Origin of the sequence: Thermobifida fusca YX, assembly GCF_000012405.1 — a bacterium.
Taxonomy (GTDB): domain Bacteria; phylum Actinomycetota; class Actinomycetes; order Streptosporangiales; family Streptosporangiaceae; genus Thermobifida; species Thermobifida fusca.
Genome location: NC_007333.1, coordinates 3,341,374 through 3,354,182, shown reverse-complemented (window position 1 = coordinate 3,354,182; position 12,809 = coordinate 3,341,374). Strand labels below are relative to the sequence as shown.

Sequence of the window (12,809 nt, the reverse complement as noted above, 5' to 3'; positions counted from 1 at the left end):
GCCGGACCTCGGCACCACCGGGGCGAGGCCCTCCGCCGCCAGAGCCGGGGCAGGCGAGGAGCGCCGCCTCACCCGCCTCGACCAGGTCTTTTCGGATGAGCCCTCCCATAGTGGAATACCCCTGGGGGGTATATTGGTTGAGGGTAAGGGAGTGTCGGCAACATCGGAGAAACCGGCCATGAGCGTGGTGCGCAGACTCGGAATCTACGGTTTGGTGCTCGTCGCCGTATTCGGGATCGCCTACGGGGTGGGCACGCTCACCCACGCGAACGCGGCGGAAAGCACGCCCGTGGCCGTGCAAGAGCAGGGGGACTGATGGGTGAGGAAGCCACACGGCGCCGCGACGCCGAACGGGTTGAACTCCTCATCGGCGGCATGACCTGCGCGTCGTGCGCCAACCGAGTGGAACGCAAACTCAACAAGCTCGCCGGGGTGCGGGCCAGCGTCAACTACGCCACTGAGAAAGCGTCAGTGGAGTTCGACAGCGGCGTCACCATCGACGACCTGATCACCACGGTCGAGAAAGCAGGCTACACGGCGGCCCTCCCTGCCCCGCCCTGCGCCGCCCAGGACACGGAAGACCAGGCCGCTGACCCGGTGGCAGCGCTGCGCACACGGCTGCTGGTCAGCGCGGTGCTGTCGATTCCGGTCATCGCCATGGCGATGATCCCGGCCCTGCAGTTCACCTACTGGCAGTGGGCGTCCCTCGTCCTGGCCGCTCCGGTGGTGGTGTGGGGTGCGCTGCCCTTCCACATCGCCGCGGTCAAAAACCTGAGGCTGGGGGAGGCCACCATGGACACGCTGGTGTCCATGGGCACGCTGGCGGCTTTCGCCTGGTCGCTGTATGCGCTGTTCTTCGGGGAAGCGGGCATGCCCGGCATGACGCACCCGTTCGAGTTCACCATCAGCCGCACCGACGGTTCTGCCGCCATCTACTTGGAGGTCGCGGCCGGGGTCACCACGTTCATCCTCGCCGGACGCTACTTCGAAGCTCGGGCTAAGCGGCGGGCCGGGGCCGCGCTGCGCGCCCTCCTGGAATTGGGCGCGAAAGAGGTCACGGTGGTGCGCGGCGGCCGGGAGACGCGGATCCCCGTGGAGCAGCTCGCCGTCGGTGACCGGTTCGTGGTGCGTCCCGGGGAGAAGATCGCCACGGACGGGGTTGTGGAGGAGGGCGCCTCCGCCGTGGACGCGAGCATGCTCACCGGTGAGTCCGTGCCCGTCGAAGTCGGGGTCGGCGACGCGGTGGTCGGCGCCACGGTCAACGTCGGCGGCCGGCTCGTGGTGCGCGCAACCCGCGTGGGCGCGGACACCCAGCTCGCGCAGATGGCGAAGCTGGTGGAGGAGGCGCAGAGCGGCAAGGCCGAGGTGCAGCGGCTCGCCGACCGGATTTCCGGGGTGTTCGTGCCCGTGGTGATCGCGCTCGCGGTGGCCACGCTCGGGTTCTGGCTGGGGGCGGGCGGCCCGGTGGAGGCCGCGTTTACCGCTGCTGTCGCGGTGCTCATCATCGCCTGCCCGTGCGCGCTGGGCTTGGCCACTCCCACGGCGCTCCTGGTGGGCACGGGCCGTGGAGCCCAGCTCGGCATCCTCATCAAAGGCCCTGAAGTGTTGGAGAACACGCGCCGCGTGGACACGGTGGTGCTCGACAAGACCGGCACGGTCACCATGGGCACGATGGCGCTCGTCGACGTGGCCGCTGCCGACGGGGAGGACGCCGACGAGGTGCTGCGGCTAGCCGGGGCTGTGGAGCACGCCTCCGAGCACCCTATTGCGCGGGCGATCGCCCGGAGCGCCGCCGACCGGGTCGGGAATGTGCCGCCGGTGACTGATTTCGCTGCCACCGCAGGGCTGGGGGTGCGGGGGGTAGTGGACGGCCGCACGGTCCTCGTGGGGAAGGCCGCCCTGCTCGCCCAGGAAGGCGTGGCCGTGCCGGAGGCGGTGGCGCGGAAGGCCGCACAGGCGGAAGCCGCAGGCCACACCGCGGTCCTGGCCGCCTGGGACGGGAAGGCTCGCGGGGTGCTTGTCGTCGCCGACACGGTGAAGCCCACGAGCGCCGAGGCCGTGGCCCAGTTGCGGCAGCTGGGGCTCACCCCGATTCTGCTCACCGGCGACAACGCGGCCGTGGCCCGCACGGTCGCCGAACAGGTCGGTATTGACGAGGTCATCGCCGAAGTGCTGCCCGCCGACAAGGTGGACGTGGTCAAACGGCTGCAGGACGAAGGCCGCGTGGTGGCGATGGTCGGTGACGGGGTGAACGATGCGGCCGCACTCGCCCAAGCCGATTTGGGGCTGGCGATGGGCACTGGCACGGATGCGGCGATCGAGGCCGCGGACCTCACCCTGGTCCGCGGGGATCTGCGGGTCGCCGCGGACGCGATCCGGCTGTCCCGCCGCACCCTGGCCACGATCAAAGGCAACCTGTTCTGGGCGTTCGCCTACAACGTGGCGGCGCTGCCGCTGGCCGCTGCCGGGCTGCTCAACCCGATGATTGCGGGCGCGGCCATGGCGTTCTCCAGCGTCTTCGTGGTCAGCAACAGTCTGCGGCTGCGGGGCTTCCGCCCCCATGCCGCGCCGTGAGCGCGCCACACGCTGCCGTCTGGGCGGTGCGGGCTGCTGCCCGCGCCGCCCAACTGCTGTTGGGGGCCGTGTGCCCGCCCTCGTCCCGCCCCGGGTCAGGGCGTGGCGGTATGGCTGGTGATCCACTCTTGCACGGCGTGAGCGGTCTCCTCCACCGAGGCGTCGGTGGTGTCGAGCAGGGTCATCGGCGGGGTCATGGTCGCCGCGTTCTCCCGGATCCACGCCGCGTATTCCAGCATTTCCGCGATCCGCGGCTCGTCCCATTCCCGCCACGCCGGGCGGGCCCGCAGCCGGGCAGCGAGCACTTCGGGATCGCACATGAGGGACAGGTAGTGGATTTCGGAGAACAGGGCACGCTCCGGCAGCGGTTCGAACTCCGGGGGCACGACCGTGCCGCACAGCACGACGGGGCGGCCGTTCTGGTGGATCATGGCGGCCATACGCAGCCACGTGGACCGGAACAGCCGGTGGTGGTGGGACGGGTCGCGGAGCCCGTCCACCCACAACACGTCCTGTTCCACCACCACGTAGCGGTCGGACAGCCGTTCGGTGAGCAGCCGCCCCACCGTGGATTTTCCTGTGCCACTGGGCCCAGTCACCGCAAACAGGGGGAGGCGTCGGAACGGCCGCCGGTGCCCGCACTCGACACAGTGGAGCACCGGCGGGTCTGCTTCCACGACGGGAGTGTCCGTGTACGCGTCGCAGCGCGCACAGATGAGGAGGTTCACGGCTGCGGCCTAGTCGAACAACTCCTCGAGGAAGCTTTTCCGGCGACGCTTGTAGCCATAGGGGCGTGGGGAGTCGGCGTAGTACGGTCGGGGAGAGTCGGGATAGTAGGGGCGCGGCGAGTCCGCATAGCCGTAGGAGTCTGGTCGGGCGTGGTACATGGGTGGTGGCGGTGCCCCGTGCGGTGGAGGCGGCGGGGGCGGGGCCGCGTAGTGACGCTGCTCAGCCGCCACGATTTGCTCCAACTCTCCGGCGTCGAGGAAGATGCCTCTGCACCGTTCACACTGGTCGATGTGGACACCCATACGGTCGAAGGTGCGCATACGGCCTTGGCACTTAGGACAAATCACAGTGCCATCGTATTCGGGGAAGGGTTGCCAGTGTCCCTAGCCGACGAGACACGCGCGGGCCGCCATTGGCCGTGTCGTTTTTCTCCCTAAAAGACCGCAGGTCATTCCGGGTTTCCGAAGGATTTGGACAGACAAGGCGACAGTCCCGCCTGTGGAAGGGGTTCACAAAGGGCTGAGCCTTCTAAAATTCCGGTTGGGGCGCCGCACCGGTAGGCCGCGCCAGCATCAGACCGAGGAAGCCGCCGATGAGCAATGATTCCCCCCAACTCCCCGATTTCCTCCTCGCTGGTCGGTATCGGCTGCACAGACTCATCGGCGCAGGAGGGATGGGACGTGTCTGGGAGGGTGTCGACGAACTCCTTGATCGGCCGGTAGCCATCAAGGAGTTGACGATCAATGAGCATCTGCCGCCGCAGGAGATCGAGATTCTGCGGGCCCGGATGCTGCGGGAGGCGCGTAGCGCCGCTCAGCTCAGCCACCCGTCGATCATCACCGTGTTCGACGTGGTGGAAAAGGACGGTTTTCCGTGGATTGTGATGGAGCTCGTCCACGGCAAGTCCTTGAGCGAGATCATCAAACAGGAGGGGGCGATCAGCCCGGAGCGGGCCGCTAATCTCGGGCTTCAGGTGGCTGCGGCGCTGTCTGTGGCGCACCAGCGCGGGATCGTGCACCGCGACATCAAACCGGGGAACGTGCTTGTGGCCCGGGGGGACCGGGCGGTGCTCACCGACTTCGGTATCGCCTATTTGGAGGGCAGCAGCCGGCTGACTCGGACGGGGAGCCTGCTGGGGTCGCCCAGTTATCTCGCGCCGGAGCAGGCGCGGGGCGAGCCTGCGAGCCCGGCAGCGGACATGTGGGCGCTGGGCACCACGTTGTATGCGGCGCTGCACGGGGCCCCGCCGTTCCAGCGCGCCACGCCGATGGCCACGCTCACCGCGGTGGTGGTGGACGAGGTGCCTCCGCCGGTGAAGGCGGGGCCGTTGCGGCCGCTGCTGGAACAGTTGCTCAACAAGGACCCGCAGAAGCGTCCCACGGTGCACGAGGTCGTGGAGGAGCTGCAGCGGGTGGTGATGAGCTTCCCGCCGCAGAGCAGTTCCGCGTCGTCCACGGGGACGCACACGCTGCAGGAGGAGGCCAGCCCGGCCCCTGCCGAGGTGAGCGTGGCGAAGCCGGCTGCGGACACGAGTGCGCTGCCGCTGTCCTCGCCTGCGGAGCCGGGGAAGCGGAACAGCACGCTGGCGACCGTCGGCCTGGTGGCGTTGGCGCTGTGCGTGGTGGTGGCGGTGATCACCGCCGTGGTGCTGTTCGTCCCTGCGGGCGGGAACAGTCGGGCGGACGGGGAGCAGCCGGCCGCGGAAACCTCGCAGAGCAGCGAGGAGACGGGGCAGGCGGAAGAGCCGGAGCCCACAACCTCCGCGGAGGCCGCCGAGCAGGGCGTCGGAGAAGACGACGAGGACAGCGAGGAGGAAGCGGAGGACGACGACTATTCGGGGCCTCCGCTGGTCCGGCACGAGGATCCCACTGGGTTCTCGTTGGACGTGCCGGAAGGATGGTCGGTGGACCGGCGGGGAAGCAGCGTGTTCTTCCGCAACCCCGAGGGCGGCTATCTGCAGGTGGACCAGACGGATTCGCCGAATCCCGACGCGAAAAAAGACTGGGAGGCCCAAGAGCGGGGCGCGGCTGGACGCTTTTCGAACTACTCCCTGATTGACATCAGATATTCCGACCACCCGTCGATGGAGCGTTATGTGACGGCGTCGGATTGGGAGTTCACCTTCACGATCAACGGCCAGCGGATGCACGCGGTGAACCGGGGATTCCACACCGAGAAGAAGGGGTATGCGCTGTTCTTGGTGTATCCGGCGGACGGCTGGGAGGAGACGGGGGCGCCGCTGCTGGACCGGATGTCGGAGAGTTTCGAGCCTGCCGCGTAGTCGGGGAGTGGAGACACCCGTGAGACGGGTGTGAGAAATGTCCCCAGGCGGGGAAAGAAGAGGAAAAGAAGTGGGGGTCGGGGCGCCCGCACGCACCCCGACCCCAGGTGGCTCAAGTCTCCAGGCGAGCTCTCTTCAGGTGGCGAAGAGCCAGGGCGCCCGCACGCACCCCAACCCTTCCAGGGCTGGCTCAAGCCTTGGAGACGAGCCCTTCGGTGGTAGAGACCCAGGCGCCCGCACGCACCTCGGTCTCTCTGGGAGTGGCTCGAGTGGGGTGAGCCATCATCCAGTGAGGATCCGGTGACCGGTTCGGCCCTCCCGGGTAGGGCCGCCGGTCTGGGGGCTCACAGATCTCTTGCCGGGGGGAGGAACGGTGGCCACCCTGAGGATGGGAGGAGTGGAGGAAGGCAGCCACCGCCCAACAAGGGATCTTCTCCTGACCTTTTGGGAGCGCTCCCAAGCGGTCGATACCTATTATTTGTGGCACTCTTCATAGATGTCAATGGGTTCGGGGCAGGAAAGTTCATTCGTCTCGTTCTGGGGCTAAGAACAGGAAAAACGCTAATTGGACGTTCGCTGATGAAGATCTAAAAACCGGAAAAACTTCGCACTGTCGGTGGTGGTGTCCACGCCAGGAAACCCGCCCCGGCGCCACCCGGCTAAAAAACCATCCCGCGCCTCCCCGCGATGACGGCCCCCGGCCCCGCTGACCACGCCACGGCGGGGTAGACGTGGACCCATGACCACCGTCGCATCCCACGAACACACCCCGCTCGCCCGGACCCTCGCCGTAGCCATCCGCGGCGACGTCGACTTCTCCCCCCTCGCCCGGGCGCTCTACTCCGCTGACGCCTCCATCTACCGCCGCATCCCCCTCGGCGTCGTCTACCCCCGCCACACCGACGACATCGCCGCCACCGTCGAAATCTGCCGGGAAGCCGGAGTCGGCATCACCATGCGCGGCGGCGGCACCTCCTGCGGGGGACAAGCCCTCGGAACCGGCGTGGTCGTGGACACCTCCCGCTACTTCAACCGCATCCTCAGCGTGGACCCGGAAGCCCGCCGCGCCGTCGTCGAACCCGGGGTCGTCCTCGACACACTGCGCACCGCCGTCGCCCAGCACGGGCTCACCTTCGGCCCTGACCCCTCCACCCACAACCGGTGCACCCTCGGCGGCATGATCGGCAACAACGCCTGCGGCTCCCATTCAGTCGCCTGGGGCACCACCGCCGACAACATCACCGCCCTGCACGTGGTCACCGCGGACGGCCGCCACCGCACCGTCACCGCCACCCAGATCACCACCCCCGACGGGCTGCCCGACCACGCCCTCATGGACGGCTTGGACGCGGTCGCCGCTCACGCCCTCGCCCCCATCCGCACCGAACTCGGCCGTTACCGCAGACAAGTCTCCGGATACCCCCTGCAGCACCTGCTTCCGGAACGCCGCGACTACGCCAAAAGCCTCGTCGGCACCGAAGGCGGCTGCGCCATCACCACCTCAGCCACCCTCACCCTCGTGCCCGCCCCCAAAGCACGCGTCCTGCTCCTCGTTGGCTGCGCCGACCGCTACGCCGCCGCGGAAATCGCCCACGAATTCCTCGCCTACCGTCCGCTCACCGTGGAAGGCATGGACACCGAACTGCTCGGCCCGCGGGTAGCCGACCTGCCCGAAGGCGGCGCGTGGCTGTACGTGGAATTCGGTGGAGACACACCCGCCGAAGCCGAAGCCGCAGCCCGCCGCGCGGAACGCGCCTTCGCCGCCCACGTCCGCTCCACCCTCGTCGTCACCGACCCCGCGGACCGGGTCCGGCTGTGGCGGATCCGCGAAGACGCCGCTGGACTCGCCACCCGCCCGCCCAGCGGCGACGAAGCCTGGCCCGGCTGGGAGGACGCCTCCGTGCCCGCGGAAAACCTCGCCGCCTACCTCCGCGACTTCGACGCGCTCTGCCGCGACGAAGGACTGTCCGGCCCCGTCTACGGCCACTTTGGCGAAGGATGCCTGCACGTGCGGCTCAACGCCGACCTGACCAGCCCGGAAGGCGTGGCCCGCTACCGCCGGTTCGTTGAAGCCGCCTGCGACATCGTGGTCCGGCACGGCGGCGTGCCGTCCGGGGAGCACGGTGACGGGCAAGCCCGCTCCGAACTGCTCTCCCGCGTCTACTCGCCCGCCCTACTCAACGCGTTCGCCGACACCAAACACGTGTGGGACCCGCACAACCTGCTCAACCCGGGCGCGGTCGTGCGGCCCCGCCCGCTCGACGCCGACGTGCGGCCGCTCGCCATGGCCGCCCCGGTCCGCCCCGTCCTGCGGCTCGCCGAGGACCGCGACGACTTTGCGCGCGCCGTGCGCCGCTGCGTGGGCGTAGGCAAGTGCCGCGCCCACGCCGGGGCGATGTGCCCCAGCTACCAGGTGACCCGCGAGGAAAAAGACTCCACCCGCGGCCGGGCCCGCGTCCTCGGCGAGATGCTCGCCGGGGAAGTGGTCACCGCCGGCTGGCGGTCCCCCGAAGTGCGCGAAGCCCTCGAACTGTGCCTGTCCTGCAAGGCGTGCGCTCGAGAATGCCCGGTCGGAGTGGACGTAGCCGCCTACAAGTCGGAGTTCCTCTACCACCACTACCGGCACCGGATCCGGCCGCGCGCCCACTACACGCTGGGCTGGCTGCCCGTGTGGCTGAAACCCGCCGGCGTGATGCCGGGCCTGGTCAACACGGTGGCCCGCTCCCCGCTCGCCGGGCTCCTCAAACGCGTCGCGGGAATCGACCGGAGACGCGATCTGCCCGTGTTCGCCACCCGCCGCCAACGTCGCGCCTCCGCCGCGGATCGGACCCCGCTGCGCCGCGGGTTCACCACAGACCAGCCGCGCGCCGTGCTGTGGACCGACAGTTTCACCCTCGCGTTCTTCCCGCAGGTGCTCGCGGACGGCCGCGCCGTGCTGCGGGACGCGGGCTGGGAAGTCGTGGACAGCCCGGCCCGGCTGTGCTGCGGGTTGACGTGGACGTCGACCGGACAACTCGGGGTGGCGCGGAGAGTAGCGGAGCGCACGGTGCGCGCCCTGCTGCCCGCGGTGCGCGCGGGCGCGGTCATCGTGGGCCTGGAACCCAGTTGCACCGAACAGTTGCGCCGCGAACTGCCGCGCCTGCTCGGTACCGACGAGGCCGCTGAAGTCGCTGGCGCGGTCCGCACGCTCGCCCAGGCGCTCACCGAGTTCACCCCCGACTGGGAGCCGCCCCGCATCACCAGCTGGGTGATCGCTCAAGTGCACTGCCACCAGCACGCCGGATCCGGCTGGCACGCGGAACGAGCCCTGCTGGAACGGGCCGGAGCCACAGTGGAGGTGCCGCAGAACTCGTGTTGCGGCCTGGCCGGTGATTTCGGGTTCGTGGACGGCCACTACGAAGTGTCGCTGGCATGCGCGGAACAAGGACTGCTGCCCGCGGTGCGCGCCGCAGGAGCCGGGGACACGGTTCTCACCGAAGGGTTCAGCTGCCGACTGCAAGTCACCCAAGCCCACCCGGAGGCCCGGCCCGTCCACCTGGCGACCCTGCTCCGTAACGGCCGCGGCAGCCAAGCCACGGCCGGGCAGTGACCTGTCGGTGTTCCGGCTTCAGCGGAACACCGCTGCCCGGGCCAGGTCCATGGAATGCTCCCCCAGCCTGGAACCAGGGCGGGGAAACGCAGCGGCCCGCCGGGGATGCCCCGGCGGGCCACCCCAACCTTTAACTACCTGCCAGTAACTCGTCACTGGACTGACCAGGGCGTGTCACGCACCAGGGTGTGCCGCAGTGGATTGCTATTTCTGGCTCTGGCGGCGCAGTTGGCGCGCCCGCACGAACGCTTTCAGCGCCTTGATGATGCGCCCGGATCCCAACAGAGTCAGCCCCATCCCGGCCCATGCTTCCGCTTCACCCTTGGTGTCTCCGATCTGCTGGAACAGTTCTTGGGCGCGGGTGACAGCCTTGAGGGCTTCTTCAGGCCGATTCGCTTGGCCGAGCGCTGCGGCAAGACCACTCCAGGCCTGCGCTTCACTCTGGATGTCCCCGGCCTGCTGGAACAGTTCTTGGGCGCGGGTGAAAGCCTCGGCAGCGGCCTCACCCCGACCCGCACCAATCAGCGCTGTGCCGAGGCCAGCACACGCTTCCGCTTCACCACGGGCGTCCGTGGTTTGGCGGAACAGCGTGCGGGCGCGAGTGAGCGTGTCGACGGCTTCCGTAAACTCACCTGAAGCAAGCTGGGACATGCCAAGGGCAGCCAGCTCCGGTGCTCCAAGGGCGGCGCCTTCTTCCTGCCCTAGCAAGTCACGGACATGGTCGGCGGCCTTGACGGCTTCTTCCGTCTGTCCTGTTTTCCGCAGTGCCTCCGCGAGGCCAGCCCATGCCTGTGCTTCGCCTTGGGTGTCCTCGGTGCGCTGGAACAGCTCTCGAGCGTGGGTGAAAGCGTCGATAGCCTCCTTCGGCCGGTTCGCTTGGTTGAGCGCTGTGCCGAGGAGCACCCATGTCTGTGCCTCGGCGTGTGCGTCCCCGGTGCGCTGAAACAGCTCTTGGGCGCGGGTGAGCGACTTGATGGCGTGCTCAAACCGGCTCATACCGAGCAGGGTGAGGCCACGGCAGGACAATACTTGCGCTTCCCCGTAAGGGTCTGCGGTCTGCTCGAGCAGAGCATGGGCGCGGTCTAAAGCGTCGAGGGCTTCCTTAAAGCGGCCCATACTCTGGAGCGCGAGACCGACACCGGTGAGCGCCGGCACCCCGCTGCGAGGATCTGTGATACGCCCCAGCAGGTTGGAGGCGTTCGTGAACGCCTCAAGAGCGTCGTCGAGCTGACGCGCTTGCTGCCGTGCTCCACCAAGCCCGGTCAACGCTTCCACTTCGCCAAGGGTGTTCCCGGTTTGGCGGAACAGGTCGCGGGCACGAGTGAACGCTGCGCCGCCCTCCTCGGGGCGGCGCATGCCTACCAAGGCAAGGCCGAGAGCGAGCCATGCCTGCGCTTCTGCGTTCGGGTTGTCGGTGGCGTGCGCAACAGCTTGAGCAGAGCGGGAAACCTGTTCCAACTCCCCGAAACGACGCCTGAGGTCCAGGTACTTGGTCAAGAGCAGGGGGAGAAGAACCGCTGCGTCGGTGTGGTCGAGGGTGGGGGCAGCGAGCGCGGCAGCTACCAGAGTGGCCTGCTCGTTGTCCAGCCAGGCCAGCGCCTCCTCCCGGCGGGCGAACCGGTTGGAAACCTCTTGACTGGGTGGGGCTTTCAAATGGGTGTCCGCAGCGTGAGCCGTGGTCACGTAGTAGTCCAACAGTCGGGTAAGAGCCTGGTCGCGGTCGGCAGGCGGTTGGGGGTGGCTGGCAGCGTAGTCGATGAGCAGGTCATGCGCTCCCCACCGGTCCTCGCTGGCGTGTTGGACCAGGTGCACGGCCACCAGTTCTTCAAGCACTTCTTCCACGGCGTCTTCGTCAAGGCCGGTGAGTACCGCGGCGGCGGACGTGGAAATAGTCGGGCCTGGGCTGGAAGCCGTAAGAAGGAAAACTCGTGCTTCGTCGTCGGTCAGTTGTGCGAGGGAGGTGTCGAAGACCGCTCGGAGAATCCGTGTTTGACTCGCGTCTCGGCTGAGGTCGTGGATCTTGTCCACTCGCGAGGCCGCTTTTTTGAGCCGTTGCACCAGGCGGGCAGGGGTGAGTTGGGGAGTACGAGCGAGTTGTGCGGCAACGATCTCCAACGCCAACGGCAGATAGCCGCACACCTCAGCTAGTTGCCGCAAGCCCTCAGTGTCGCGGGTGCGCGCATCGTCTTCCTTGAGGATGCTGGCCACCAGTTCCACGGCCGCATCGGCGGTGAGAACGTCCAGGTCAATGTGGTGGGCACCGGTCAAAGAGTGCAGGCTGCTGCGGCTCGTGGCTACCAGCCGGTGATTGCCGGGACCGGGAAGCAGGGGGCGCACCTGCTCGGCGCTCTGAGCGTTATCTACCACCACCAGCACCGGTCGGCCGCGCGGGTCGTTGCGGGACAGTTCCGTCAGAGCTGACCGGTAGAACGCGGCGCGCTCCTCAAGCTCCGCGGGGATCTCCTCGGGGGCGATACCCATTTGGCGCAGCAGCACGTCTAAGGCTGCGTCTGCGGACAGGGGTACGGCGCCGGGGGTGTAGCCGCGTAGGTCCACGAACAGTTCCGCGCAGAACCATTCACGCTGGTGGGCTATCCGTCCTGCGGAGGCGACCAGAGCGGTTTTACCCACTCCTCCCATGCCCGCCAGCGCGGACACCACGACGCTTGAGGACGTTTCGTCCTCCTCCTGGTGAGAAGCGGTGGGGTCAAGCCAGCTCAGCAGAGTGTCCACTTCGTGCTGGCGGCCTACCAGGGCCGGGGGAGGGGCGGGGAGGGAGAACTTCGCGGTGGGGCGGGACCGATGGAGATAAAAGTGAAAATTGTTCTCTTTTGTGATCTGTTGGCCAATAACGTTGTTGCCAGCCTGGGCCTTTATAATTTTGATATGGGCTGGGGTAGGGTTCGGTGTGGACCCGGTGTCGCTCACTTGCGCTCCTTCCGGGACTGAGTGGTCTGCTTTCCGATGACGTCCTTTCCGGCCTCGATGCCGCGCATGTGGATGTAGTCTCCGCCCGGGAAGGTGCTGGGACCGGTTTTGCCTTTCACGGAGCGCCCGGCTTTCACGCTTACGAACTTGATGACATCGCCGTTCCCGCTTTTCTTGCCTTTCCCCTCAGGGGAAGCAGGAGGAGGCCACAAAGCCACCACCAGGCCTGCTACTGCCACCACGAACGAGGCGATAGCAGAGAATTGGCTGAGCTCGCTGAGCCCGCCTAGGCCAGGCACGAAACGGGCAAGCGCCCACAGTCCGGCCAGTATCACCGCAACAACAACAAGGATTGTCACCCAAAGCCATTTGCGCTTCATACGGAGATGGTTCCCCATCCTCAGCTGACTATGGACATGTCGCCGTAGTTTTTGTGCGCAACTGATACACGGTCGAAATCAGCAGACGAGCACAGTTTGACCCCGCTGCCTTCTACGCAAGGAAAAGGTGGATCAACGGCCGGCAGGGACCCGGCTTCAGGTGCGACCGGAATAGCGGGGCGGCTATAGGCCACTATTCGCAGTACTGGTCTCACCGAAGGTTCCGGCGCGGCCGCACGCCACCCAGACCCGCCTAAGGCCAATCCCGTCCACGCGGCGCCCCTGTTCCCTAAGCGTCGCAGTTGCGCACAGCCACAGGCGGACAAGG

General features: G+C 67.8%; 8 protein-coding genes. 4 read left to right on the top strand and 4 right to left on the bottom strand.

The window, feature by feature from the left end:
* The first annotated feature begins 151 nt into the window (after positions 1–151).
* Both TFU_RS16120 and TFU_RS14160 read left to right on the top strand, forming a co-directional pair.
* Entirely contained in the window at positions 152–316 is a 165-nt protein-coding gene (locus tag TFU_RS16120) for a hypothetical protein (protein ID WP_155983554.1), read from the top strand.
* Positions 316–2,574 carry a heavy metal translocating P-type ATPase gene (locus tag TFU_RS14160; RefSeq protein WP_011293271.1) on the top strand — a complete coding sequence of 753 codons (2,259 nt, stop codon included), beginning with the start codon at positions 316–318 and terminating at the stop codon, positions 2,572–2,574. The genes TFU_RS16120 and TFU_RS14160 overlap by 1 nt, the downstream gene beginning before the upstream one ends.
* Positions 2,575–2,669: 95 nt before the next feature.
* On the opposite strand, the gene TFU_RS14155 is transcribed toward TFU_RS14160, so the two are convergent.
* On the bottom strand, positions 2,670–3,302 hold the full coding sequence (locus tag TFU_RS14155) for an AAA family ATPase (RefSeq protein WP_016189340.1): 633 nt from the start codon (positions 3,300–3,302) through the stop codon (positions 2,670–2,672).
* A 9-nt stretch (positions 3,303–3,311) separates the two neighbouring features.
* Positions 3,312–3,650, bottom strand: coding sequence for a zf-TFIIB domain-containing protein (locus tag TFU_RS15930; RefSeq protein ID WP_081430436.1), 339 nt, complete (start codon positions 3,648–3,650; stop codon positions 3,312–3,314).
* A 245-nt stretch (positions 3,651–3,895) separates the two neighbouring features.
* On the opposite strand from TFU_RS15930, the gene TFU_RS14150 reads away from it, so the two are divergent.
* Positions 3,896–5,584, top strand: coding sequence for a serine/threonine-protein kinase (locus tag TFU_RS14150; RefSeq protein ID WP_011293268.1), 1,689 nt, complete (start codon positions 3,896–3,898; stop codon positions 5,582–5,584).
* A 739-nt stretch (positions 5,585–6,323) separates the two neighbouring features.
* On the top strand, positions 6,324–9,173 hold the full coding sequence (locus TFU_RS14145) for an FAD-binding and (Fe-S)-binding domain-containing protein (RefSeq protein ID WP_011293267.1): 2,850 nt from the start codon (positions 6,324–6,326) through the stop codon (positions 9,171–9,173).
* 204 nt (positions 9,174–9,377) lie between these two features.
* On the opposite strand, the gene TFU_RS14140 is transcribed toward TFU_RS14145, so the two are convergent.
* Both TFU_RS14140 and TFU_RS14135 read right to left on the bottom strand, forming a co-directional pair.
* Positions 9,378–12,101 (bottom strand): tetratricopeptide repeat protein, encoded by a 2,724-nt coding sequence (locus TFU_RS14140; RefSeq protein ID WP_011293266.1) that lies wholly within the window; start codon positions 12,099–12,101, stop codon positions 9,378–9,380.
* Positions 12,098–12,481 carry a hypothetical protein gene (locus TFU_RS14135; protein ID WP_011293265.1) on the bottom strand — a complete coding sequence of 128 codons (384 nt, stop codon included), beginning with the start codon at positions 12,479–12,481 and terminating at the stop codon, positions 12,098–12,100. Before TFU_RS14135 ends, TFU_RS14140 begins: the two co-directional genes overlap by 4 nt.
* Between the last annotated feature and the right edge of the window lie 328 nt (positions 12,482–12,809).